The sequence below is a fragment of the Pseudomonas sp. xss_2 genome, from assembly GCF_043104195.1.
GTDB classification, from domain to species: domain Bacteria; phylum Pseudomonadota; class Gammaproteobacteria; order Pseudomonadales; family Pseudomonadaceae; genus Aquipseudomonas; species Aquipseudomonas urmiensis.
Genome location: NZ_JBICKL010000044.1, coordinates 1 through 25,380 on the forward strand (window position 1 = coordinate 1; position 25,380 = coordinate 25,380).

Consider the following 25,380-nt stretch of genomic DNA (forward strand, 5'->3'; position numbering starts at 1 on the left):
CGCACCTGGCCCTACAGGCACCTCTGCTCAGCCTCCTGAAGTCGCGAATCGGCGTCGTCTGAACTTGCGCGCAGGAAGATCAAGAGCAGCGAATCGCTACGCTCTCGCAGAAGCCAAAGCCAAATTTTGATTTTTCTATTGTGTGTTGTTTGTTCCGGCCTCTTCGCGGGCAAGCCCGCGAAGAGGCCAGAATATCCACCACACCTGCCACAAGTACCGCGCCGCTCTTGCGGCTGACGGTACCCGTGGGAGCGGGCTTGCCCCGCGATGACGGCCGACTATCCACCACACCTGCCACTATCGCCAGATAACGCCAGCCCAGGCGCCGCCACTAACTTCGCGACTTCAGGAGGCCGAGCGTAGGTGTCTGTAGGGCCAGGTGCGCAGCACCCTTCGGCGTAGCCGAAGGCGCGAGATGTAGATTTGCGTAGCAAATCGTAGGCCGCGCGGGCCCGAAAGGCACCGAAGCGAGGGGACCCGAAGCGCAGCGTAGGGCCGGATGGTGGAGCGCAGACTTTTTTGGTTACTTTTGGCTGGGCCGGCACACCGGGCGTTTGCCAAAAAGTGACCCGCCGTAAGGGCGGAAAGGTGACTCAGCGTCGCCATCGCCAATGGATATGTCCAAACTTCTACAAGCCCAAACCCAAACCCAACCTCAGTTCAAAATCACCACCGCCGGATACTCATGCAACTGCGCCGAAGTCATATGAGCCAACGCCCGCAGCGTCTCCAGCGGCTGATCCAGCCGATAATTCCCGGTCACCGCCACATGATCCAGTTGATCATTGCGATTGATGATCCACCCAGGATAGTACCGCCGGACCTCGGCAAGCACCTGGCTCAACGGACAGTTCTCGAACACCAGCCGCCCATCGACCCAGGCCAGATCCTTGTGCATGTCAGGCCGCAACCGTTCACCGAAGCCCTGCGGACCAACGCTGATGCTGTCACCGGCCGTGAGCCGGATACGCTGGTCACTCGCCGCCTGCAGATCGACATCTCCCCGCTGCACGCGAACCTGCGCCTCGCCATCCAGGTAACGCACCGCGAAATCCGTGTCGCGCACCTGTGCCCGCAACGGCCCCGCCTGCACTTCCAGTGGCAACTGACTGCCACCGCTCACCTGGAAATACGCCTCGCCCTGCAGCAACCGGGCGACCGGTCGGCCATCGCGCAGATCGCTGGCAAACGCCGAGTTAGTGTTGAGCAACACCTTGGCCCCCTCATCCAGCTGCAAGCGCTGGCGTTCGCCAACCACGGTCAAGTGATCGGCCTGCAAACGCACCGGCAGGTTGCCAAAGGTGAACAGCCCGACCAGCAGCACGGCCGCTGTCGCCAGCGGCTTCCAGTGGCGGCGAACACGTGCGCTCAAGGCGTTGCGGCGGCTTTGATGAATCTGCACGGCGGCCTGGCGCAGGGGCGCGCCATTCCACAAGGCCTCAGCCTCGACGTAGGCCTCGGCATTCTCCGGCGCGGCACTGAGCCAGGTCTCGAATTCATGGGTGTCTGCTTCGCTGGCGCATTGCAGGCGCACCAGCCAGTCCAGCGCCTCGTCCATGGCACGGGCGCGGGCATCGGGCCCGGCGGGTGATGGGCGGGGGGCATGGCTGTCAGTCACGGGTGATCCTTGCGATGAGCGTTTTTTGCAAATGATCATGGCTGCGCCGGGGCAAGGCAAGCGCTTTGCCAAACCCAGGCGGCGAGCGGTCGGCTCACTTGAGTCGATCGGCTACACCCATGCAGATGGCCATGATCAGTTTCAGTTCCTTCTGAACCGTGCTGGCCGAGACGTTCAGCTGCTCGGCGATTTCCATGTAGCTGGCGCCATGCAGGCGGCTGAGGATAAAAATTTGCTGCTGGCGCGAGGTCAGCTGGCTGAGGCTTACACTCAGGTGCTTGAGCAGTTGCTCGGCGTGGGCGGCGTCCTCGCTGCTGCTGGCCGGTGCGGCAACGTTGTGCAGCACTTGCTCGGGCACGTCGTCGACCAAGGTCCGCGCCTGCACCCGGCGGGCGCGCAAGTGATCGAGGGCGAGGTTGCGCGCCGTCTGGAAGACGAACGGCTCCAGATGCTCGATCGGCCGCTCGCCCAAGGCCCGGGTGACCCGCAGGTAAGTCTCCTGCAGCAGGTCTTCCGCCGTGCTGGGGTTGCCCACCATGCCCTGTAGCGTTCGCAGCAGGCTGAGACGCTGGGAGAGGAAAACGGTGTTGAAGCGAGACTGACTCACGGGGAAACCTGACCGATGCGGATGAATGATAATGCTTATCATCCATGCTGTTGGTCAAGCCTTGGACAGGTAAAGAATTGGTAAGGTGATGTTTGCAGGGGTGGGTTCGGGCAGGTGTGTGAGAAGAGGCTTGCCCCGCGATAGCGCTGGATCGGACAGCGCTATCGCGGGGCAAGCCCGCTCCCACGTGGCTCCCATACCCGTGGCTCCCACGTCCCCTGGCTTGCGCCTAGCGTGCGCTACACAGCGCCAGGCAGTTATCCAGCATGCGGTTGGAGAAGCCCCATTCGTTGTCGTACCAGGCCAATACCTTGAGCATGCGGCCATTGGCGCGGGTGTGGTTGGCGTCGAAAATCGACGACAGCGGGTTGTGGTTGAAGTCGCACGACACCAGTGGCAGGGCGTTGTAGCCCAGTACACGGGAGTGGCGGCTGGCTTCGAGGAACAGCTGGTTGACCTCTTCGGCGCTGGCCTCGCGCTTGAGGTTCACGGTCAGGTCGACCAACGACACGTTGATCACCGGCACCCGCACGGCCATGCCGGTGAGCTTGCCGGCCAACTCCGGCAGTACCAGGCCGACCGCCTCGGCGGCGCCGGTCTTGCTGGGGATCATCGACTGGGTCGCCGAGCGCGCGCGGAACGGGTCGCTGTGGTAGACGTCAGTCAGCACCTGGTCATTGGTGTAGGCATGGATGGTGGTCATCAGGCCTTGCTCGATACCGAACTCACGGTGCAGCACCTGGGCAATCGGCGCCAAGCAGTTGGTGGTACACGAAGCGCTGGAGATGATCTGGTGCGAGGCGCGCAGCACGTCATGGTTGACGCCGTACACCACGGTGGCATCGACGCCCTTGCCCGGCGCCGAGATGATCACTTTGCCCGCGCCGGCACTCAGGTGAGCAGCGGCCTTGGCCCGCTCGGTGAACAGCCCGGTACATTCGAACACCACATCGATCGCCTCGGCCTTCCACGGCAGTTCGGCCGGATTGCGGATGGCGCTGACGGCGATTCGGTCGCCATTGACGGTCAGGCTCTCGTGATCGGCCTCGACCTGGGCGTCGAAGATGCCGTGCACGCTGTCGTACTTGAGCAGGTGGGCGTTCATCGCGCTGTCACCCAAGTCGTTGATTGCGACGACCTGCAGGTCCTGGCGGTAGCCTTGGGTATAGAGTGCGCGCAGGACGTTGCGTCCGATGCGGCCGAATCCGTTGATGGCGATGCGAAGGGTCATGGCAATACCTCTGGCAGTCGGGTGAAGGCTGTGGCACAAGGACTGTAGCCAAAAAAGCATCTTCACTGAAACGGTTTTGTTATTGGAATTACAAGATTATGCGTTGCGGGATAGAAAACAAGCCCTTTTGATGGCAGTATTTTGTTTAAACATACAACGAGTGGTCGGGCGAGCTGTTTCCGCGTTGCACCAGGCACCTTTACCTTGAGCCTAGGTCGCAATCGTTTGGAGGGGAAATGCCGCTTCAGACCACCCTTACAGTCAGCCTGGAGTCCAGTACATGCACCCGCGCATCCTTGAGGTCACCCAACGGCTGACCGAACGCAGCCGTCCCACCCGTGAGCGCTACCTGCAACTGATTCGTGGCGCGGCCAGTGATGGCCCCATGCGCGCCAGCCTGCAGTGCGCCAACTTCGCCCATGGTGTGGCCGGTTGCGGTGCCGAGGACAAGCACAGCCTGCGCATGATGAACGCGGCCAACGTGGCGATCGTCTCGGCCTATAACGACATGCTCTCGGCGCACCAGCCGTACCTGCATTTCCCCGAACAGATCAAACAGGCGCTGCGCGAGATCGGCTCGGTCGGCCAGTTCGCTGGCGGCGTGCCGGCCATGTGCGATGGCGTGACCCAGGGCGAGCCGGGCATGGAGCTGGCCATCGCCAGCCGCGAAGTGATCGCCATGTCCACCGCGATTGCCTTGTCACACAACATGTTCGATGCCGCGTTGATGCTCGGCATCTGCGACAAGATCGTCCCGGGCCTGATGATGGGCGCGCTGCGCTTCGGCCATCTACCGACCATTTTCGTCCCCGGCGGGCCGATGCCTTCGGGCATTTCCAACAAGCAGAAGGCCGACGTGCGCCAGCGCTATGCCGAGGGCAAGGCCAGCCGCGAGGAGCTGCTCGAGTCGGAGATGAAGTCTTACCACAGCCCTGGCACCTGCACCTTCTATGGCACCGCCAACACCAACCAGCTGGTGATGGAAGTGATGGGCCTGCACCTGCCCGGCGCCTCGTTCGTCAACCCCTACACGCCACTGCGCGACGCCCTGACGGCCGAGGCGGCGCAGCAAGTGACGCGGATGACCAAGGCCAGCGGCAGTTTCATGCCGTTGGGTGAGATCGTCGACGAAAAGGCGCTGGTCAACTCGATCGTCGCCCTGCACGCCACTGGCGGTTCGACCAACCACACCCTGCACATCCCGGCTATCGCTCAGGCAGCAGGCATCCAGCTGACCTGGCAGGACATGGCCGACCTCTCCGAGGTGGTGCCGACGCTGTCGCACGTCTATCCGAACGGCAAGGCCGACATCAACCATTTCCAGGCGGCAGGCGGTATGTCGTTTTTGATTCGCGAGCTGCTCGATGCCGGGCTGCTGCATGAAGACGTCAACACCGTGGCAGGCCACGGCCTGCGCCGCTACACCCAGGAGCCGTTCCTCGAGGATGGCCGTTTGGTCTGGCGCGAAGGCCCGTTGCAGAGCCTGGATGAAAACATTCTGCGCCCGGTATCTCGGCCATTCTCCGCTGAGGGCGGCCTGCGGGTCATGGAGGGCAACCTTGGCCGCGGAGTGATGAAAGTCTCTGCCGTGGCGCCTGAGCATCAGGTGGTCGAGGCGCCAGCGCGGGTGTTCCATGACCAGCAGTCGCTGGCCGATGCCTTCAAGGCGGGCGAGCTGGAGCGCGACTTCGTCGCCGTGGTGCGCTTCCAGGGGCCGCGCTGCAATGGCATGCCTGAGTTGCACAAGCTCACGCCGTTCCTCGGGGTGTTGCAGGATCGCGGTTACAAGGTGGCACTGGTGACCGATGGACGCATGTCCGGCGCATCGGGCAAGATCCCGGCAGCCATTCACGTCTGCCCGGAAGCCTATGATGGTGGCCCGCTGGCGCGCGTGCGTGATGGTGATATCGTGCGGGTCGATGGTGTCGAAGGCACCTTGCAGCTGATGGTCTCGGCCGACGAACTGGCCAGCCGCGAGCTGCCAGCCGCACCGCTGGGCAATGACCTGGGCTGTGGTCGCGAGCTGTTCGGCTTCATGCGTGTGGCGTTCAGCCCGGCCGAGCAGGGCGCCAGCGCCTTTACCTCTGGCTTGGAGAACCTCAAGTGAAAGACCTGCTGGTTGGCGACATTGGCGGTACCAACGCACGTTTTGCCCTGTGGCGCGACAACCAGCTGCACGCCGTGCAGGTGCTGGCCACCGCCGACTACACCAGCCCCGAGCAGGCAATCGAGGCCTATCTGCGTGAGCAAGGCATAGCCCGTGGCGGCCTGGCGGCGGTGTGCCTGGCGGTGGCTGGGCCGGTGGATGGCGATGAGTTTCGCTTCACCAACAACCACTGGCGGCTGAGCCGCAAGGCGTTCTGCCAGACCCTGCAAGTCGAGCACCTGCAACTGATCAATGATTTTTCCGCGATGGCCCTGGGCATGACCCGCCTGCGCGATGGCGAGTTTCGCCAGGTGTGCGGCGGCGCTGCCGACCCGAGCCGTCCGGCGTTGGTGATCGGGCCTGGCACCGGCCTTGGCGTGGGCAGTTTGCTGCGCTTGGGTGAGCAGCGCTGGCTGGCGTTGCCCGGGGAGGGCGGCCATGTCGACCTGCCGGTGGGCAACGCGCGCGAGGCGGCCATTCACCAAGAGATTCATCGGCAGATCGGCCATGTCAGTGCCGAGACCGTGCTCAGTGGTGGTGGGTTGGTGCGTTTGTATCAGGCGATCTGTGTCTTGGATGGCGACGTCCAGCGGCACAAGACCCCGGCTGAGATCACCGATGCGGCTTTGGCCGGTGAGCCACGGGCGTTGGCGGTGGTCGAGCAGTTTTGCCGGTTCCTTGGACGGGTAGCGGGGAACAATGTCCTGACCCTGGGCGCGCGAGGTGGGGTTTATATCGTTGGTGGCGTGATTCCGCGCTTTGCCGAGTTGTTTTTGCGCAGTGGTTTTGCCGCGAGTTTTGCCGACAAGGGGTGCATGAGTGGGTATTTCAGCGGTGTGCCGGTATGGTTGGTGACGGCTGAGTTTTCTGGGTTGCGGGGAGCAGGGGTGGCTCTGCAGCAAGCATTTGATCATTGATCTCCTGGTTGTCTTCATCGCGGGGCAAGCCCGCTCCCACGATGCCCCGCGATGAAGACCTTGGAAGCGAAATAAAATAACAGCGGGCATTCAGACCCGCGCTGAGCAGGGGAAGGGATTTTTGTGAGCACTGCCGCCCGATCGATCCTGATGGTCGATGACGACCAGGAAATCCGCGAACTGTTACAAACCTACCTCAGCCGCTCGGGCTTTCAGGTCCGTGCCGAAGCCGATGGCCAAGGCTTTCACCAGGCCCTCGACAGCGCACCCTGCGACCTGGTGATCCTCGATGTCATGCTCCCCGACGAAGACGGCTTCAGCCTGTGCCGTTGGGTCCGACAGCACCCGCGCTTGTCGCGGGTGCCGATCATCATGCTCACCGCCAGCTCCGACGAAGCCGACCGGGTCATCGGCCTGGAACTGGGCGCTGACGATTACCTTGGCAAACCGTTCAGCCCTCGCGAGTTGCAGGCCCGCATCAAGGCCCTGCTGCGCCGCGCCGAATTTGGCCAGGCTGCACCGAGCAGTGCGGTGCTGGCCTTTGACGACTGGCGTCTGGATACCGTCAGCCACCGCTTGTTCCACCGCGACGGCGAAGAGGTGATCCTCTCCGGCGCCGACTTTGCCTTGCTCAAGCTGTTTCTCGACAACCCGCAGCAGATCCTCGACCGCGACACCATCGGCAATGCCACCCGTGGGCGCGAGCCGATGCCGCTGGACCGCATCGTCGACATGGCGGTCAGCCGCTTGCGCTCACGCCTGCGCGACACCGACAAGCCGCCGCGCTTGATTCGCACCGTACGGGGCAGCGGCTACTTGTTGGCGGCACATGTCTGCCCCGCTAACTGAGCGGCGTTGGCGCCTGCTGCCGCGCTCGTTACTGGGGCGGATGCTGCTGCTGACGTTGTTGGTGGTGCTGCTCGCCCAGGGTTTGTCGAGCCTGATCTGGGTCGCGCAACTGCGCGCCAGCCAGCTGCAGGGGCTACGGGCCAGTGCCAGTAGCCTGGCCCATTCGATGAGTGCCAGCGTCAGTTATTTTCGCTCGCTGCCAGTGGCCTACCGGCCAATGGTGCTCGACCAGTTGCGCAGCATGGGCGGCACGCGGTTTTTCGTTTCGCTCAACGAAAAGCCGCTGGACATGGCCGTGCTGCCGATCACCCCACGCAAGCAGGCCGTGATCGAGGTGTTCCAACAGGTGCTGCATGAGCGGCTCGGGCAGCAGATCGAAGTGTCCGTCGAGTTCGTCAGCCCCGATGAGCTGCGCATCTTCAACAGTGGGCTCAAGCTCGATGAGCTGCCGCGCTCGTGGGCACATTATTCGCTGACCCTCGAGCCGCTCAATCCGCCGGTACTGGTGACGCAGATTCGCCTGGGCCAGGGCGAGTGGCTGTATATCGCCTCACTGCTGCCCGAGCCCTATACCAGCCTTGAGGCCGAACGGTTGCCCCGCCAGCAGATGGGTTTCATCGCCCTGACCACCGCCATGCTGTTGCTGTTCATCGGCCTGCTGGTGCATTGGCAAAGCCGGCCGTTGAAGCGCCTGGCGCAGGCGGCGCGAGAGTTGTCGCTGGGCGCCGATGTAGCGCCGGTGGTCGAAGGTGGCGGCAGCGAAGTGGTCGAAGTGGGGCGCGCGTTCAACAGTATGCGCGAACGCATCAGTCGCTACCTGACGGAGCGCAGCCAGTTATTCAGTGCCATTTCCCACGATCTGCGCACGCCAATCACCCGCCTGCGGCTGAGGGTCGAGTTGCTCGAAGACGAGCGCCAGCAAGCCAAGTTCAGCCGTGATCTGGATGAGCTGGAGCTGCTGGTCAAAGGTGCCTTGCAGTGCGTGAAGGACACCGACATTCACGAGAACATCGAGCCGATCGACCTCAATCAAATGCTGGAGCTCCTGGCTGAGCCGTATCTGGGTGATGGCCGCATTACCCTGGAGGGCAGTGCCCAGGCGCCTTATCCAGGCAAGGCCCTGGCGCTGCGCCGGTGCATTGGCAACCTGATCGATAACGCCATCAAGTACGGCGAGCGCGCGCATTTGCGCATCATCGATGGCGCCGAAGGGTTTGTCTTGCAGGTGGATGATCAGGGCCCGGGCGTGCCGCAGCAGCAGATGGAGCAGGTGTTCGAGCCGCACTTTCGCCTGGCGGGTAAGCAACAGGGTTATGGCTTGGGGTTAGGGATCGCACGCAACATTGCCCACAGTCATGGGGGCGAAGTGAGCCTGTTGAATTTGCGTGAGGGCGGGCTGCGGGTGACCTTGTGTCTGCCACGTACGCCTGAGTGACCTGACACTACTACGCCCAGAAAATGTCACCACCAGGTGACATTCGCACAAGCCTTCGTGACATGGCGGCCACCGAGCGCTGGCTAGAATCTCGCTTCACGACAGGCATCTGGCCTGTCCTCGACAAGGACGAAGCAGATCGATGAGCACCGATCAATTTCCGCTCACCCGTTCGCTCGATTCACCCGCGCATCTCACCTGGTTGCTGGCTGAAGGGCAACGGTTGGTCTCATTCGCCAAGGCCTCGCGACTTGCCGAAGGCTTCGCCGGCCTCGATGCACAAGGGCGTTTGCCCAACGAGGCCATCGCCGAAACCATCATCACTGCGCGTATGACCCACTGCTTCGCCATGGCTCATGTGCAAGGTATTCCAGGCTGTTTGGCCCTGGTCGAGCATGGTGTGGCGGCCCTCAGCGGCCCATTGTGCGACACCCGCTTCGGCGGCTGGTTCGCCAAACCCACTCGCTATGGCGATACCGGCAAGGCGGCCTACCTGCATGCCTTCGTCGCCCTGGCGGCCAGCTCTGCAGTAGTCGCCGGCAGCACCGCTGCGCCGCAGCTGTTACAGGCGGCAAGCGAGATCATCGAAAGGCATTTCTGGAGCGACGAGGAGGGCGCCATGCGTGAAAGTTTCAGCCGCGACTGGCAGCAGGAGGAAGCCTACCGCGGTGCTAACAGCAACATGCACGCGACCGAGGCGTTCCTCGCTCTGGCCGATGTCACCGGCGACAGCGTCTGGCTGGATCGCGCGCTTAGGATCGTCGAACGCATCATCCATGGTCAGGCGAAGGCCAACAGTTATCAGGTCATCGAGCATTTCGACCCGCGCTGGCAAGCACTGGCGCAGTACAACGTGGCGAACCCTGCCGATGGCTTTCGCCCCTATGGCATCACCCCCGGGCACGGCTTCGAATGGTCACGCTTGCTCCTGCACCTGGAGGCCGCGCGCCAGTTGGCCGGCCTGGCCACGCCTGACTGGCTGCTGCCCGCCGCCCGTGGCCTGTTCGACAGCGCCTGTGAACACGGTTGGCACGCCGACGGTGCCCCAGGCATCGTCTATACCCTGGATTGGGATAAGCGCCCGGTAGTGCGCCAGCGCCTGCACTGGACCCACGCCGAAGCCAGCGCTGCCGCCGCAGCGTTATGGCGGCGCACCAGCGAGGCCCATTACCAGGGCTGGTACCACTGTTTCTGGACGTTCATCGATAGCCACTTGATCGACCGCGCCGCTGGCAGTTGGCACCACGAGTTGGACCCAGATAATCGCCCCAGCGCCAGCATCTGGGGCGGCAAACCCGACCTCTACCATGCCTACCAGGCCGTGCTGCTACCTGCTTTGCCGCTGGCGCCCAGCCTGGCTACTGCACTCGCCCGGGCCAATGTAACCAAGTGATGACATTCGCACAGCGCTTCGTTACCTGGCGCCATCCAAGCGTTATTACACTGCTCTGCAACGCAAGCGACAGTCTTGCACTGCATAACAACAAGAAAGGTACTCCGATGAATTCGACTCTCCGCCTCGCCGCCGCGATCTCTCTTGCCTCGTTATTCCCCCTCAGCGCCCTGGCCGCCGATTCCAAAGGCAGCGTGGAAGTGGTGCATTGGTGGACTTCGGGCGGCGAGAAAGCCGCGGTCGACGTACTCAAAGCCCAGGTCGAGAAAGATGGGTTCACCTGGAAAGATGGCGCAGTCGCAGGCGGTGGCGGTGCAACGGCCATGACGGTGCTCAAAAGCCGTGCAGTCGCCGGCAATCCGCCAGGCGTCGCCCAGATCAAGGGGCCGGATATCCAGGACTGGGCCTCCACCGGGCTGCTCGACAGCGACGTACTCAAGGATGTAGCCAAGGCCGATAACTGGGACGCTCTGCTGGAGAAGAAGGTCGCCGACACCGTCAAGTTCGACGGCGACTACGTGGCGGTGCCGGTGAACATTCACCGGGTCAACTGGTTGTGGATCAACCCTGAAGTGTTCAAGAAGGCGGGTATCGACAAGCTGCCGACCACCCTCGAAGAATTTTATGCCGCTGGTGACAAGCTCAAGGCCGCAGGCTTCATCGCGCTCGCCCATGGTGGCCAGCCGTGGCAGGACAGCACCGTATTCGAAGCGGTAGTGCTGTCGGTGATGGGGGCGGACGGCTACAAGAAAGCCTTCGTCGACCTCGATAACGCCACCCTGACCGGTCCGGACATGGTCAAGTCGCTGACCGAGCTCAAGCGAGTCGCAACCTACATGGATGTCGACGGCAAAGGCCAGGACTGGAACCTGGAGGCGGCCAAGGTCATCAATGGCAAGGCCGGCATGCAGGTCATGGGCGACTGGGCCAAGAGCGAATGGACCTTGGCCAAGAAGGTCGCCGGCCAGGATTACCAGTGCGTGCCGTTCCCCGGCACCGACAAGGCCTTCACCTACAACATCGACTCGTTGGTGGTGTTCAAGCAGAAGGATGCCGGTACTTCCGCCGGACAGCAGGACATCGCCAAGGTGGTCATGGGCGAGCACTTCCAGAAACTGTTCAGCACCAACAAAGGCTCGATCCCGGTGCGCAAGGACCTGCTCGCCGACATGGCCAAGCATGGCTTCGATGCCTGCGCGCAAACCTCGGCCAAGGACTTCCTTGCCGACGCCCAGAACGGCGGCCTGCAACCGAGCATGGCGCACAACATGGCGACCAACCTGGCGGTGCAGGGCGCGTTTTTCGATGTGGTGACCAACTACATCAATGACCCCAAGGCCGATCCTGCGGATGCTGCGAAGAAGCTGGGTGCAGCGATCAAGGCAGCGCAATAGCACGCCTCTGAAGCCATCGCCGCTGCAACTTGCCCTTGCTATCCACTGAGGGGGCGGGCCGGCCTCTTCGCGGGCCAGCCCGCTCCCACAAGGATCGCGTTGCCTAGGCAATAGGCGCGCTTGCTGGGGCATCACTGACTGACAGGTATCGCAATCATGACTACCTTGACCGCCCAACTGCGGGCCTCACCCCTGGACGCCTTGCAGCGTTGGCTACCAAAACTGGTGCTGGCGCCGAGCATGTTCATCATCCTGGTGGGCTTCTACGGCTACATCCTGTGGACGTTCGTTCTCTCGTTCACCACCTCGACCTTCCTACCCACCTACAAGTGGGCCGGTCTTGCCCAATATGCCCGGCTGTTCGATAACGACCGCTGGTGGGTGGCGAGCAAGAACCTGCTGGTGTTCGGCGGCTTGTTCATCGGCATCAGCCTGGCGATCGGTGTGTTGCTGGCGGTGTTGCTCGACCAGCGCATCCGCCGCGAAGGCTTCATCCGCACCATCTACCTGTACCCGATGGCGCTGTCGATGATCGTCACCGGGACTGCCTGGAAATGGCTGCTCAACCCCGGCATGGGCCTGGACAAGCTGCTGCGTGACTGGGGCTGGGAGGGCTTTCGCCTGGACTGGCTGATCGACCCCGACCGGGTGGTGTACTGCCTGGTGATCGCGGCGGTCTGGCAGGCTTCGGGGTTCATCATGGCGATGTTCCTGGCCGGTTTGCGTGGGGTCGATCAGTCGATCATCCGCGCTGCGCAGATCGACGGCGCAAGCCTGCCGCGGATTTACTGGCAAGTGGTGCTGCCGAGCTTGCGGCCGGTGTTCTTCAGTTCGCTGATGATCCTTGCGCACATCGCCATCAAGAGCTTCGACCTGGTCGCGGCAATGACCGCAGGTGGCCCAGGCTACTCCTCCGACCTGCCGGCCATGTTCATGTATTCCTTCACCTTCAGCCGCGGCCAGATGGGCATGGGCTCGGCCAGTGCGATCCTCATGCTCGGCGCGATCCTGGCGATCCTGGTGCCTTACCTGTACTCGGAATTGAGGGCCAAGCGCCATGACTAATCGTCTCGACAAACCGGCCCTGAGCCTGAGCCGCATCGCCATTCACGCGGTGTTGCTGAGCGCTGTACTGCTGTACCTGGTGCCGCTGGTGGTGATGCTGCTGACCAGTTTCAAAACCCCGGAAGACATCGGCTCGGGCAACCTGCTGAGCTGGCCGACGGTGGTCACCGGCATTGGCTGGGTCAAGGCCTGGGCCACGGTCAGCGGGTACTTCTGGAACTCGATCATGATCACCGTGCCTGCGGTGCTGATCTCCACCACCCTCGGTGCGCTCAACGGCTATGTGCTGTCGATGTGGCGTTTTCGCGGCTCGCAGCTGTTCTTCGGCCTGCTGTTGTTCGGCTGCTTCCTGCCGTTCCAGACCGTGCTGCTGCCGGCCTCGTTCACCTTGGGCAAGCTGGGCCTGGCCAGCACCACTAGCGGCCTGGTGCTGGTGCATGTGGTCTACGGCCTGGCCTTCACCACGCTGTTCTTCCGCAATTACTACGTGAGCATTCCCGATGCCCTGGTCAAGGCGGCGCGGCTCGATGGCGCCGGATTCTTCACCATCTTTGGGCGGATCATCCTGCCGATGTCGACGCCGATCATCATGGTCTGCCTGATCTGGCAGTTCACCCAGATCTGGAACGATTTCCTGTTCGGGGTGGTGTTCTCCAGCGGCGATTCGCAGCCGATCACCGTGGCCCTGAACAACCTGGTCAACACCAGCACCGGGGCCAAGGAATACAACGTCGACATGGCCGCGGCGATGATCGCCGGGCTGCCAACCCTGCTGGTCTACGTAGTGGCGGGCAAGTATTTCGTGCGCGGGCTGACCGCCGGCGCGGTCAAGGGGTAAGTCATGGCAACGCTCGAACTTCGCAATGTAAACAAGACCTACGGCACCGGCGTCCCGGACACGCTCAAGGACATCCAGCTGTCGATCAAGGATGGCGAGTTCCTGATCCTGGTCGGCCCTTCCGGCTGCGGCAAGTCGACCTTGATGAACTGCATCGCCGGCCTTGAAAGCATCAGTGGCGGGGCGATCCTGATCGACGAGCAGGACGTCAGCGGCATGAGCCCCAAGGATCGCGACATTGCCATGGTGTTCCAGTCCTACGCGCTGTACCCGACCATGAACGTGCGCGACAACATCGCCTTCGGCCTGAAGATTCGCAAGCTGCCCCAGGCGGCGATCGACGAGGAGGTGGCGCGGGTGGCCAAGCTGCTACAGATCGAGCATCTGCTGACGCGCAAGCCGGGCCAGTTGTCCGGTGGCCAGCAGCAACGGGTGGCGATGGGCCGGGCGCTGGCGCGGCGGCCGAAGATCTACCTGTTCGACGAGCCGCTGTCCAACCTCGACGCCAAGCTGCGGGTCGAGATGCGCACCGAGATCAAGCTGATGCACCAGCGCCTGAAGACCACCACGGTGTACGTCACCCATGACCAGATCGAGGCCATGACCTTGGGCGACAAGGTGGCAGTGATGAAGGACGGCATCATCCAGCAGTTCGGGACACCGCAGCAGATCTATAACGATCCGGCCAACCAGTTTGTCGCAAGCTTCATCGGCTCGCCGCCGATGAACTTCATCCCGGTGCGCCTGACCCGCCAAGACGGCCGCCTGCTGGCTTTGCTCGACAGCGGCCAGGCGCGCTGTGAGCTGCCACTGGGCGCGGCCACCGACGCATTCGAGGGGCGTGAGGTGATTCTTGGCGTGCGCCCCGAGCAGATCAGCCTGGGTGCCGGCGAGGGCAATGGCCTGCCGGCAGTGCGCGCCGAGGTGCAGGTGACCGAGCCTACCGGGCCTGACCTGCTGGTGTTCGTCACCCTCAACCAGACCAAGGTCTGCTGCCGCCTGGCTCCGGATGTCGCCTGCCAGATTGGCGACAGCCTCAACCTGCAGTTCGATCCGGCACGGGTGTTGCTGTTCGACGCGCAAAGCGGTGAGCGCCTGGACCTGTCCAGTGCCGCTGCGCCGCACAAGGACAATGTGGCTCGCTTCAAGGGCCGATAGATCGTCTACTTAAAAACAAGAAAAGAGGACGCAAAGGGATGGAACATCGCAAACGCATCAGGGCCCTGGGCTCGCTGGCCTTGCTGGCTGTGGTCGGCAGCAGCGGCGCGCAGGCCGCCGAGGCCTTTTCCAGTGAATCGAAATGGATGACCGGCGACTGGGGTGGCACCCGTACCGAGCTGCTGGAAAAGGGCTACGACTTCACCCTCGACTATGTCGGCGAAGTGGCTGGCAACCTCAATGGCGGCTACAACGACGACAAGACTGCGCGCTACAGCGACCAGTTCGCCTTGGGCATGCACCTGGACCTGGAGAAGATCCTCGGCTGGGGCGATACCGAGTTCAAGCTGGCGATCACCGAGCGCAGCGGGCGCAACCTGTCCAATGACCGCATCAGCGACCCCCGTGCCGGGCAGTTCAGCTCGGTGCAGGAAGTGTGGGGGCGTGGCCAGACCTGGCGGCTGACCCAGATGTGGATCAAGCAGAAATACTTCGATGGCGCGCTGGATGTGAAATTCGGCCGCTTCGGCGAGGGCGAAGATTTCAACAGCTTCCCCTGCGACTTCCAGAACCTGGCGTTCTGCGGCTCGCAGGTCGGTAACTGGGTTGGTGGCATCTGGTACAACTGGCCGGTCAGCCAGTGGGCGCTGCGGGTCAAATACAACATCACCCCGGAGTTCTTCGTTCAAGTCGGCGCGTTCGAACAGAACCCCTCCAACCTGGAGACCGGCAATGGCTTCAAGCTCAGCGGCAGCGGCACCAAGGGCGCGATCCTGCCGGTGGAAATGGTCTGGTCGCCCAAGGTCAATGGCCTGCCTGGCGAGTACCGGCTGGGCTACTACTACAGCACGGCCAAGGCTGACGATGTCTATGAGGATGTCAACGGCAACCCGCAGGGCATCACTGGCGAGGGCTTCAAGTCGCACTCCAGTAAGCACGGCTGGTGGGTGGTGGCGCAGCAGCAGGTCACTGCCCACGGCGGCGACGTCAATCGCGGGCTGAGTGTGTTCGCCAACTTCACCGTGCATGACAAGGCCACCAACGTGGTCGACAACTACCAGCAAGTCGGCCTGGTCTATAAAGGCGCCTTCGATGCCCGGCCCAAGGATGACATCGGTTTCGGTATTGCCCGGATTCACGTCAACGACGACGTCAAGAAGCGCGCCGAGCAGCTCAATGCCGGCAGCGGCATCAATGACTACGACAACCCAGGCTTCGTCCCGCTGCAGCGCACCGAGTACAACGCCGAGTTGTATTACGGCTTCCATGTCACCAATTGGCTGACCGTGCGGCCCAACCTGCAATACATCAAAAGCCCCGGCGGGGTCGATGAAGTGGATAACGCGCTGGTCGCAGGCCTGAAGATTCAGTCGTCATTCTGAGGAAAATTGTTGTAAATTTACGCCATCCATTCTTGGCTATCCCGCTACCACTGGTCTTCAGTGGTAGCGCGGCTTGGGTCGAGACAGCGCTATCTCAAACAACAAGAGCTTTGGAACCATGCCTGAACATCCGCTACATCGCTTCTTTTCCACGCAACGGCCCAGGCCGACGTTCGAGTGGGAGCGTTACCAGCAGCGCGATGTGCTGATCATCGATCACCCCCGTTGCCAGGCCGTTTTCAGCCGCCAGGGCGCCCAACTGCTGCACTTCCAACCAGCCGGCGAGCGACCCTGGTTGTGGTGTGCCGAGCAGTGGCCGCAGGTCGGGGCGATTCGTGGCGGGGTGCCGGTGTGCTGGCCCTGGTATGGCCGCCATCCCAGCGAAGACCTGTGGCCGGCCCATGGCTGGGCACGTTTGCTCGACTGGAAGCTGGTAGATAGCTGCGAGGACGAGGAGGGCGTGACCCTCACGTGGCGGCTGGACCTGTGTGATTGGCAGGTCGACCTGCACGCCCGGCTCGGCAATCGCATGGAGCTGAGCCTGAGCACCGAGCATCAGGACAGCGAACCTTGCCAGCTGAGCCATGCGCTGCTGGCCTACTGGCGTATCAGCAACGTTGCCGAGATAGCGCTATCTGGGCTGGAAGATATCGACGGCTACGACCGCTTGAATCGCCAGGCCTGCCGTGAGAACGGCGCGTTGAAGGTCAAGGGTGGGTGTCAGAAGGTCTATCCGGGCACGCCGCGGGTACAGCTGCATGACCCGGCCTGGCAGCGCGAGCTGTGCATCGATACCGGCGACAGCGACGACACGGTGGTCTGGCACCCCGGCAATCGCCCGCTGATGGGCGTCAGCGGGCGCGAGAGCCGGGGGTTTGTCTGCGTCGAAGCGGCCAGCGGCAGTGGCGAGGGCTTGAGTTTGGCGCCGGGGCAGCGCGCGCACCTGCGCTTGCAGGCGCACCGGCTCAATTGAGCTCGTCGTCCTCGATCGGATAGCGGCTGGCGTTGAGGCTTTCCTTGATCTTGCGCAGGTGCGGCTGGAAGTCGACGCCGCGGCGCAGGGTCATGCCGGTGGCGAGCACGTCGAGCACGGTCAGCTGGATGATCCGCGAGGTCATCGGCATGTAGATGTCGGTGTCCTCCGGTAGTGGGATGTGCAGGCTCAGGCTGCAGGCGTTGGCCAGCGGCGAGCCGGCAGCCGTCAGGCCGAGCACCGAGGCGCCGTTTTCGCGGGCCAGGCGCGCCACTTCGACCAGCTCGCGGGTACGCCCGGTGTAGGAAATGATCACGAACAGGTCGCCAGTATGGGCAACCGAGGCCAGCATGCGCTGCATCAGCACATCGGCATGGGCCGACACCGCGAGGTTGAAGCGAAAGAACTTGTGCTGGGCGTCGAGGGCCACCGGCGCCGAGGCGCCCAGGCCAAAGAAGTGGATCTGGCGGGCCTGGATCATCATGTCCACGGCGCGGCTGATCTGTTGCGGGTCGAGCTGTTGGCAGGCACTGTCGAGCGAGGCAATGGCGCTGCCGAAGATCTTCTGGGTGTAGGCGGCCGGATCATCGTCCGCCTCCACCGCGCGGCTGACATAGGCGGCGCCACTGGCCAGGCTTTGCGCCAGTTGCAGCTTGAGCTCGGGGTAGCCACTGACGCCGAACGAACGGCAGAAACGGTTGACGGTCGGCTCGCTGACCTTGGCCGCCTGGGCCAAAGCGGCGATGCTGAAACGAGTCGCCTGTTGTGGGTTGAGCAGGATGACTTCGGCGACTTTGCGTTCGGCCTTGTTCAGCTCTTCGAGGCGTCCCTGGATCTGTTCCAGGAGGTTGCGCACGCGGTCCATGGTGTGTCCTTGGGTCGAGAAGACAGCCGGCTGGCGGTGCAGCAGGCTTTTTGCAGTGTTGTCTATCGTACTGTCGGTAGGGGTTGATCTACCACTTGTCTGTAACACTTGTCGGTAATGTTGTGGTTTTTACTACATTACCTCTTGAAAACTGCCGTTGAAAACGATATTCCTAGGCCAACTTTAGGAAAGAACCAACATCATGGCTGCGATCAGTGTTGAACCTTGCACCTTTGCCCTGTTTGGCGCCCTTGGCGACCTGGCACTGCGCAAGCTGTTCCCCGCGCTCTATCAGCTCGACCGTGCCGGCTTGCTGCATGCCGACTCGCGCCTGCTGGCGCTGGCCCGCGAGCCGGGCGATGGCGAGCAGCACCTGGCTAACATCGAAGCCCACCTGCGCCGCTACGTACCGGATGCCGACATCGAGGCGGCGGCGCTGGAGCGCTTCGTTGCGCGGCTGAGCTACCTGCACCTGGACTTCCTCCAACCCGAGGGCTATCAGGCCCTGGCCGAGCAAGCGGCGGGCAGCCTGCCGCTGATCGCGTATTTCGCCACGCCCGCAGCGGTCTATGGTGCGATCTGCGAGAACCTCGACAAAGCCGGGCTGGTCGAGCGCACCCGTGTGGTGCTGGAAAAGCCCATCGGTCACGATCTCGAGTCGTCGCGCCGGGTCAACGATGCGGTGGCGCGGTTTTTCCCGGAGAGCCGGGTTTATCGCATCGACCATTACCTGGGCAAGGAGACCGTGCAAAACCTGATTGCGCTGCGCTTTGCCAACAGCCTGTTCGAAACCCAGTGGAACCAGAATTCCATCAGCCACGTGGAGATCACCGTGGCCGAGAAGGTCGGCATCGAAGGCCGTTGGGGCTATTTCGACAAGGCCGGCCAGCTGCGCGACATGATCCAGAACCACCTGCTGCAGCTGCTCTGCCTGATTGCCATGGACCCGCCCAGTGACCTCTCCGCCGACAGCATCCGCGACGAGAAGGTCAAGGTGCTCAAGGCCCTGGCGCCGATCACGGGTGAAGGCCTGAGCACCGCCGTGGTGCGTGGCCAGTACATTGCCGGCTACAGCGATGGCAAGCCGGTGCCCGGCTACCTGGAAGAAGACAACGCCAACGCCCAGAGCGACACCGAGACCTTCGTTGCCCTGCGCGCCGACATCCGCAACTGGCGCTGGTCGGGGGTGCCGTTCTATCTGCGCACCGGCAAGCGCATGCCGGGCAAGCTGTCGCAGATCGTCATCCACTTCAAGGAAACCCCGCACTACATCTTCGCCCCGGAACAGCGTTTGCAGATCGGTAACAAGCTGATCATCCGCCTGCAACCGGACGAGGGTATCTCGTTGCGGGTGATGACCAAGGAGCAGGGCCTGGACAAGGGCATGCAACTGCGCAGTGGCCCGCTGCAGCTGAATTTCTCCGATACCTGGCGCAGTGCGCGGATTCCGGATGCCTACGAGCGGCTGCTGCTGGAAGTGATGCGCGGTAACCAGAACCTGTTCGTGCGCAAGGACGAGATCGAATATGCATGGAAATGGTGCGATCAGCTGATCGCCGGCTGGAAGAATGCTGGTGACGCTCCCAAGCCCTATGCGGCAGGTTCCTGGGGGCCAATGAGCTCGATTGCACTGATCACACGGGATGGGAGGGCGTGGTATGGCGATATCTGAATTGAAACTGCCAGGGGGGGGCAAAACCCATGCCTTGGCCGATTCCAAGGCCCTGGCCGCGACACTGGCTGGCGATGTTGCCGAGCGCTTGCGCCAGGCTATCGCTGGCAAAGGGCAGGCTTGCGTCGTGTTATCTGGCGGGCGCAGCCCGGTGCCATTTCTTGAGCGATTGGCGAGCGAGAAGCTCGACTGGTCCAAGGTCACGGTGAGCCTGGCTGACGAGCGCTGGGTGCCGGTTGAGCATCCTGACAGCAACGCCGGCCTGCTGGCCCGCCACCTGTTCAAGGGCGAGGCGGGCAAGGCCCGCTTCATTGGCTTGTACCAGCAGGCGCCGAGCCTGGACGCTGCTGCCGAGCTTGCCGATCAGGCCCTGGCCGAGCTGCCGCCGATCGATGTGCTGGTGCTGGGCATGGGTGACGATGGCCATACCGCCTCGCTGTTCCCGGCCAGCCCGCTGCTGCGCCAAGGCCTGGGCAAGATTGGCGAGCGGCGGATTCTGCCCATGCTCGCCCCGAGCGTGCCGCACCAGCGCTTGTCGATGACCCGCGCTTTGCTGGCCAGCGCTGACTTCATCGCGCTGGCGGTGCAAGGCGAAGGCAAACTCGCTACCCTGCGCGCCGCGCTGGCCGCCGATGACACTACCGAAATGCCGATTCGCGCCTTTCTTCACGACCCCCTGGACATCTACTGGTGCCCATGAGCCAAGGATCCACTGTCATGACCACCCTTGAACGCCCACAGCCTTTGCTCTCGATGGCCGAGAAAACCGCACGGATCGACGAGATCTGTGAGCAGGCGCGCATCTTGCCGGTGATCACCATCGCCCGTGAGCAAGACATCCTGCCGCTGGCCGATGCCCTGGCCGCTGGCGGCATTCGCACGCTGGAAGTGACCCTGCGCTCGGCGCATGGCCTGAAGGCCATTCAAGTGCTGCGTGAGCAACGTCCGGAGCTGTGCATCGGGGCGGGCACCGTGCTGGATCGCAGCATGTTCGCTGCGGTCGAGGCGGCCGGTGCCCAGTTCGTCGTCACACCCGGTATTACCCCGGACATTCTCCAGGCCGGTGTCGAGAGCGATATCCCACTGTTGCCTGGGATCAGCACGCCGTCGGAGATCATGATGGGCTACGCCCTCGGTTACCGGCGCTTCAAGCTGTTCCCGGCGGAGATCAGCGGCGGCGTCGCGGCGATCAAGGCCTTTGGCGGGCCGTTTGGCGATATCCGCTTCTGCCCGACCGGTGGCGTGAATACCGCCAACGTGCGCAATTACATGGCCCTGGCCAATGTGATGTGCGTGGGTGGCACCTGGATGCTCGACAGCAGCTGGATCAAGAACGGCGATTGGGCGCGGATTACCGAGTGCAGCGCTGAGGCGATTGCGTTGCTCGACTGAAACGAATTCGTTGTGTGCTACACGGCTTATGGGGCGCTTGGTCGGCGCCCCTTTTTTTGTCTGCAGGTTTTGTGTTGGCTGTGCCGCCTCATCGCGGGGCAAGCCCGCTCCCACGAATAGCTGGTGAATGGATAGCTTGCGTGGGAGCGGGCTTGCCCCGCGATGAGGCCGGTACTGCTCGCCCCGAACAGTCAGGCTCACGCCACTCTGAATCGCCCCACCAACTGCTGCTGAAACTCCGCCAGGCGCGCCAGTTCCTGGCTGGTCACCGCCGTCTGCTGCGCCCCTGCGCTGACTTGGATGACCAGGTCGTTGATCTCGTTGACGTTGCGGCTGATGTCTTCCGACACCGCGCTCTGCTCCTCGGCCGCCGAAGCGATCTGGATGTTGCGGTCGTTGATGCTGGCCACGCCCTCGGCAATTTCCCCAAGCAGTTCGCCGGCTCGACCAATTCGCTCGGCGCCTGATTGGGCTTTGCCCAGGGTTTCCAGCATCGAGGCATTGGCGCGGTCCGAGCCTGCCTGCAGGTTGCTGATCATCTGCTGAATGTTGCCGGTCGATTCCTGGGTGCGTTGCGCCAAGGTGCGCACTTCGGTAGCGACCACGGCAAAGCCACGCCCATGATCGCCAGCACGCGCCGCTTCGATGGCGGCGTTGAGCGCGAGCAGGTTGGTCTGTTCGGCAATCCCGCGAATCACATCCAGCACCGAGGTGATGGCGTCGCTTTCATCCTTGAGTTCATCGATGATCGTCGCTGTCTGCTGCGCCTGGTTCGACAGTTCGCGGATCAGCGCGATGGTCGTTTCTATCTCTGCGCGGCCTTGTTCGGTACTGGTGTGGATCTGCTGCGACAGGCTCGCGGCGTCATTGGTGCTGTGGGCGACGTCGCGCACCGTGGCGCTCATTTCGTTGATCGCAGTGGCCACCGACTCGGTGCTCTGGCGCTGCTGCTCGACGCTGCGGCTGGTTTGCAGGGTGACGGCGGACGACTCTTCTGCGGCGGTCGCAACCTGAGCGGTGGCATTACCGATTTCCTGAACGATCTCGGTGATCTGGTTGGCCATGCGGTTGAGGTTACTGGCGATCTGGCCGAACTCGTCCTTGCTGCGGTACTTGGCCCGGGCGGTCAGGTCGCGCTGGGCGAGGCTCTCCAGGGTGGCATTGATATCGCGCACGGCACTGCCGATGCTGCGGATGATCAGCCACGACAACAGGGCCACGGCCACCAGGGCGATGAGGATACCGCCGAGGGTCAGCCACAAGGCGCGGGCGGCAGTGTGGCGTGCTTGTTCGGCCAGTTGACCGACGTTGGCCGCCAGGGCACGTTCGACTTCGCTCAGTTGGTCGATGCGTTGGGTCGACGTCTCGAACCAGGTTTCTGGCTTGACGCCCAGTGGCTGGCCCAACGGTGTTTCAAAGGCCAGCTTCTGGATTCGAGCCACTTCCAGCGCTGCTGTGGTGCGCTGGCGCTCTTCAAATTGGCTCAGGCCTGTGGCAGTCGCTTTACGCCGGTAGCCATCGGTATAGGCGTTGAGCTCACCCAGGTTACGGCTGAATCGTGAGAACAGGGTTTCATTGAAACGGTCCTGGCTAAACACAATCCCCAGCAATGCCCGTTCACGCCCGGCACGTTCTTTGAGTTCGATGAATTGATTGAGTGCGCCCAAGGCATGAACCACAGCGGTATCGCTGACGCGACGTTCCAGAAGTTGGGTATAACCGATCAACTGTTGGATCATGCCGGTATAGCGGGCGCCGGACTCATTACTGTCGATGGCCAAACTATCGATTTGCCCGCGGGTTTCTTTCAAGCGGGCAATCGCTTCGAGGAAGGTATTGTGATCGTTGCCGGTTGTTGGCAATTCACGCAGGGCGGCGATGGCGCTGTCGCTATCGCCGCGCAAGGGGCCAAGGCGATCGCCCATGCTCTTGCCGTGGCTGCCGATAAATACGCCGCTGGCGCCACGCTCGCGCTGCAAGGTAGTAATCAACTGGCTCAGGCGCTCGACGGTGCTGCTGGCTGCGACGGTGGCTTGCATGTCGCGCAGGCTCTTGTAGTTCTCGGCGATATTCAGGCCGCAAAGAATCAGGAAGCCCAGGAGAGGGAATAGTACGATCAACAACAGCTTCAGACGAAGCGGCGCATTATTCAGCATTGCTTCAGGCCTCATGTGGGTAGGGCAGTTTCAGGTTCACATGTGTGCAAGGCTGTTGTTGTTTGGTGGCACACGGCCATTATTGTATGTTGTTTGCTGGATATTACGAAAGACTTATCGCGACATGTTTTGGCTAATTAAAATGCACTAAAGAGGTTCAATAAACAAAGTGTTGATCCATGTCAGTGCATGGGTTTATTTATTAAAACACGTGTAATAAAAAAGCCCGTATCCAGGGATACGGGCTTTTTCACTAGAGCGCGCTGATTAGGCGGCTTTTGCTTCTTGCTGGCTCAACGAGCGGTTCAGCGCGCTGAACAGTGCCTTGAAGCTGGCGGTGGTGATGTTCTCATCGATCCCCACACCATGCACCGGACGGCCACCGGCCACGCGCAGTTCGATGTAGGCCGCCGCCTTGGCGTTGGTCCCGGCACCGATGGCGTGCTCGTTGTAGTCCATGATCTCCACTGCAATCGGCAGGCCGGCGACCAATGCTTCCAGGGCGCCGTTGCCCTTGCCGCGCCAGTGCAGGGTGGTTTCACCTTCACCGGCGACTTCCACTTCCACCGCGCTATGGCCGTTCTCTTCCTGCAGGCGATGGCTGACCAGCGCGTACGGCGAGTTGGCTTGCAGGTACTCTTTGTGCAGCAAGCCGTGGATTTGCTGGGCAGTCATTTCCAGGCCGAGGCGATCGGTCTCGCCCTGAACCACCTGGCTGAACTCGATCTGCATGCGGCGCGGCAGGCTGATGCCGTACTCCTGCTCGAGCAGGTAGGTGATGCCGCCTTTGCCCGACTGGCTGTTGACGCGGATCACCGCCTCGTAGCTGCGGCCGATGTCGGCCGGGTCGATCGGCAGGTACGGCACTTCCCACAGTTCGCCTTCCTGTTGCTTGGCGAAGCCTTTGCGGATGGCATCCTGGTGCGAACCGGAGAACGCGGTGTGGACCAGGTCGCCAACATACGGATGACGTGGGTGCACCGGCAGCTGGTTGCATTCTTCAACGACCTTGCGCACGCCGTCGATATCGGAGAAGTCCAGTTTGGAGTCGATGCCCTGGGTGTACAGGTTCAGGGCCAAGGTCACCAGGTCGACGTTGCCGGTCCGCTCGCCGTTGCCGAACAGGCAGCCTTCGGCGCGGTCGGCACCGGCCATCAAGCCAAGCTCGGTCGCAGCGATGCCGGTGCCGCGGTCATTGTGGCAGTGCAGGCTGATGATCACGCTGTCGCGGCGATTGACGTTGCGGCAGAACCATTCGATCTGGTCGGCGTAGACGTTCGGCGTGGCCACTTCCACGGTGGCTGGCAGGTTGAGGATGATCTTGTGCTCAGGGGTCGGGTTCCACACCTCGATGACCGCGTCACAGACTTCCTTGGCGAACTCCAGCTCAGTGGCGCTGAAGGTCTCTGGCGAGTACTGGAAGGTCCAGTGTGTTTCCGGCTGCTGGGCGGCGTATTTGACGAACAGCTTGGCCGCGTTCACCGCGATGTCCTTCACGCCTTGCTTGTCTTGGTTGAAGACGATACGGCGGAACGACGGGCTGGTGGCGTTGTACAGGTGAACGATGGCCTTCTTGGCGCCGCGCAGGGACTCGAAGGTCCGCGCGATCAAGTCTTCACGGGCCTGGGTCAGCACCTGGATGGTGGTGTCGTCAGGGATGTGGCCGTCTTCGATCAGGGTGCGCACGAAGTCGAAATCGGTCTGCGAGGCCGATGGGAACGATGCCTCGATCTCCTTCACGCCCACTTGCACCAGGGTCTTCCAGAACCGCAGCTTCTTCTCCGCGTCCATCGGCTCGATCAGCGACTGGTTGCCATCACGCAGGTCCGAGCTGCACCAGATTGGCGCCTCGGTGATGGCCTTGGACGGCCAGGTGCGGTCGGGCAGGTCGATGGTCGGGAAGGCGCGGTATTTCTTCGAAGGGTCTTTGAGCATGGTCATGGAAGTATTCCTTTAGTGTGCGGCCGAGATCGGGCCTGCCGAACGATAACGAGATGAAAAGGCGAGGCGACGCGATTCACCCTGGTAGTCGTGCACTGACCAGGCAGAGGCTGCGGTGTTGGCGGAGCAGAATGAGGGTGGTAGAGGTTTTCATGCCTTCAACCCTAACCACAGAGGTGAAGGATGGCAAGCCTTCGGAAAAAATTGAGAGGAATGCTTAAAAAAAGCGGATTGGCGAGATTTTGTCGCGATATTTCTGGTTATGAACGGTGCTGGTTGCGCGGTGTAATTAGATGGCGCAAGCCGCTGCTCGTCCTGCCCAGGCTCGGTCGAGCAGCGTTTTTATCC

General features: G+C 62.4%; 20 protein-coding genes and 1 pseudogene. 14 read left to right on the forward strand and 7 right to left on the reverse strand.

The genetic code is table 11. The features are described 5' to 3' along the window. Nucleotides 1–655: 655 nt before the first annotated feature. The 3 genes from ACF8K2_RS07300 to gap form a co-directional block, all read right to left on the reverse strand. Nucleotides 656–1,618 carry a FecR domain-containing protein gene (locus tag ACF8K2_RS07300; protein WP_186556432.1) on the reverse strand — a complete coding sequence of 321 codons (963 nt, stop codon included), beginning with the start codon at nt 1,616–1,618 and terminating at the stop codon, nt 656–658. A 94-nt stretch (nt 1,619–1,712) separates the two neighbouring features. After that, nucleotides 1,713–2,225 carry an RNA polymerase sigma factor gene (locus ACF8K2_RS07305; RefSeq protein ID WP_186556431.1) on the reverse strand — a complete coding sequence of 171 codons (513 nt, stop codon included), beginning with the start codon at nt 2,223–2,225 and terminating at the stop codon, nt 1,713–1,715. A 229-nt stretch (nt 2,226–2,454) separates the two neighbouring features. Beyond that, entirely contained in the window at nt 2,455–3,456 is a 1,002-nt protein-coding gene (gene gap, locus ACF8K2_RS07310) for a type I glyceraldehyde-3-phosphate dehydrogenase (protein WP_392464108.1), read from the reverse strand. Nucleotides 3,457–3,736: 280 nt separating this feature from the next. On the opposite strand from gap, the gene edd reads away from it, so the two are divergent. From edd to ACF8K2_RS07365, 11 genes are all read left to right on the forward strand, one after another. After that, entirely contained in the window at nt 3,737–5,563 is a 1,827-nt protein-coding gene (gene edd / locus ACF8K2_RS07315) for a phosphogluconate dehydratase (RefSeq protein ID WP_186556429.1), read from the forward strand. Further along, nucleotides 5,560–6,519 (forward strand): glucokinase, encoded by a 960-nt coding sequence (locus ACF8K2_RS07320; protein WP_392464109.1) that lies wholly within the window; start codon nt 5,560–5,562, stop codon nt 6,517–6,519. The genes edd and ACF8K2_RS07320 overlap by 4 nt, the downstream gene beginning before the upstream one ends. Nucleotides 6,520–6,642: 123 nt before the next feature. Further along, a complete protein-coding gene (locus ACF8K2_RS07325; RefSeq protein ID WP_392464110.1) occupies nt 6,643–7,368 on the forward strand; it encodes a response regulator in 726 nt (241 codons plus the stop codon). After that, the gene (locus tag ACF8K2_RS07330; protein ID WP_392464112.1) at nt 7,349–8,803 is read left to right on the forward strand and encodes an ATP-binding protein; all 1,455 of its coding nucleotides are present in this window, start codon (nt 7,349–7,351) and stop codon (nt 8,801–8,803) included. Before ACF8K2_RS07325 ends, ACF8K2_RS07330 begins: the two co-directional genes overlap by 20 nt. 142 nt (nt 8,804–8,945) lie before the next feature. Further along, nucleotides 8,946–10,196: an AGE family epimerase/isomerase gene (locus ACF8K2_RS07335; protein WP_392464113.1), complete on the forward strand. Its 1,251-nt coding sequence runs from the start codon at nt 8,946–8,948 to the stop codon at nt 10,194–10,196. A 107-nt stretch (nt 10,197–10,303) separates the two neighbouring features. Next, nucleotides 10,304–11,590: an ABC transporter substrate-binding protein gene (locus ACF8K2_RS07340; protein ID WP_392464114.1), complete on the forward strand. Its 1,287-nt coding sequence runs from the start codon at nt 10,304–10,306 to the stop codon at nt 11,588–11,590. A gap of 156 nt (nt 11,591–11,746) precedes the next feature. Beyond that, the gene (locus tag ACF8K2_RS07345) at nt 11,747–12,655 is read left to right on the forward strand and encodes a carbohydrate ABC transporter permease (protein WP_392464115.1); all 909 of its coding nucleotides are present in this window, start codon (nt 11,747–11,749) and stop codon (nt 12,653–12,655) included. Further along, on the forward strand, nt 12,648–13,493 hold the full coding sequence (locus ACF8K2_RS07350) for a carbohydrate ABC transporter permease (protein WP_264237007.1): 846 nt from the start codon (nt 12,648–12,650) through the stop codon (nt 13,491–13,493). The genes ACF8K2_RS07345 and ACF8K2_RS07350 overlap by 8 nt, the downstream gene beginning before the upstream one ends. A 3-nt stretch (nt 13,494–13,496) precedes the next feature. Further along, entirely contained in the window at nt 13,497–14,651 is a 1,155-nt protein-coding gene (locus tag ACF8K2_RS07355) for an ABC transporter ATP-binding protein (RefSeq protein WP_392464116.1), read from the forward strand. A gap of 38 nt (nt 14,652–14,689) precedes the next feature. Beyond that, nucleotides 14,690–16,033, forward strand: a complete 1,344-nt coding sequence (locus tag ACF8K2_RS07360; RefSeq protein WP_392464117.1) for a carbohydrate porin — start codon at nt 14,690–14,692, stop codon at nt 16,031–16,033. 118 nt (nt 16,034–16,151) lie between these two features. Further along, nucleotides 16,152–17,006: a D-hexose-6-phosphate mutarotase gene (locus tag ACF8K2_RS07365; protein WP_392464118.1), complete on the forward strand. Its 855-nt coding sequence runs from the start codon at nt 16,152–16,154 to the stop codon at nt 17,004–17,006. Here ACF8K2_RS07365 and hexR read toward each other — a convergent pair. After that, nucleotides 16,999–17,862, reverse strand: coding sequence for a DNA-binding transcriptional regulator HexR (hexR, locus tag ACF8K2_RS07370; RefSeq protein ID WP_392464175.1), 864 nt, complete (start codon nt 17,860–17,862; stop codon nt 16,999–17,001). The two genes, ACF8K2_RS07365 and hexR, sit on opposite strands and share 8 nt — an antisense overlap. Nucleotides 17,863–18,073: 211 nt before the next feature. Here hexR and zwf point away from each other — a divergent pair, with 211 nt between their 5' ends. The 3 genes from zwf to ACF8K2_RS07385 are packed head-to-tail and all read left to right on the forward strand — an operon-like array spanning nt 18,074 to nt 20,935. Continuing rightward, nucleotides 18,074–19,543: a glucose-6-phosphate dehydrogenase gene (gene zwf, locus ACF8K2_RS07375; RefSeq protein ID WP_186556418.1), complete on the forward strand. Its 1,470-nt coding sequence runs from the start codon at nt 18,074–18,076 to the stop codon at nt 19,541–19,543. Then, complete coding sequence (pgl, locus tag ACF8K2_RS07380; protein WP_392464119.1) at nt 19,530–20,243, forward strand: 6-phosphogluconolactonase; 714 nt, start codon at nt 19,530–19,532, stop codon at nt 20,241–20,243. The genes zwf and pgl overlap by 14 nt, the downstream gene beginning before the upstream one ends. Nucleotides 20,244–20,260: 17 nt before the next feature. Further along, a complete protein-coding gene (locus tag ACF8K2_RS07385) occupies nt 20,261–20,935 on the forward strand; it encodes a bifunctional 4-hydroxy-2-oxoglutarate aldolase/2-dehydro-3-deoxy-phosphogluconate aldolase (protein WP_186556416.1) in 675 nt (224 codons plus the stop codon). Nucleotides 20,936–21,132: 197 nt separating this feature from the next. On the opposite strand, the gene ACF8K2_RS07390 is transcribed toward ACF8K2_RS07385, so the two are convergent. From ACF8K2_RS07390 to leuA, 3 genes and pseudogenes are all read right to left on the reverse strand, one after another. After that, entirely contained in the window at nt 21,133–21,999 is an 867-nt protein-coding gene (locus tag ACF8K2_RS07390) for a methyl-accepting chemotaxis protein (protein WP_392464176.1), read from the reverse strand. Continuing rightward, nucleotides 21,994–23,106: pseudogene (locus ACF8K2_RS07395) on the reverse strand (nitrate- and nitrite sensing domain-containing protein); the annotation flags it as partial. The pseudogene ACF8K2_RS07395 and the gene ACF8K2_RS07390, both read right to left, overlap by 6 nt. Before the next feature lie 252 nt (nt 23,107–23,358). Continuing rightward, nucleotides 23,359–25,032 carry a 2-isopropylmalate synthase gene (leuA, locus tag ACF8K2_RS07400; protein WP_186556414.1) on the reverse strand — a complete coding sequence of 558 codons (1,674 nt, stop codon included), beginning with the start codon at nt 25,030–25,032 and terminating at the stop codon, nt 23,359–23,361. Between the last annotated feature and the right edge of the window lie 348 nt (nt 25,033–25,380).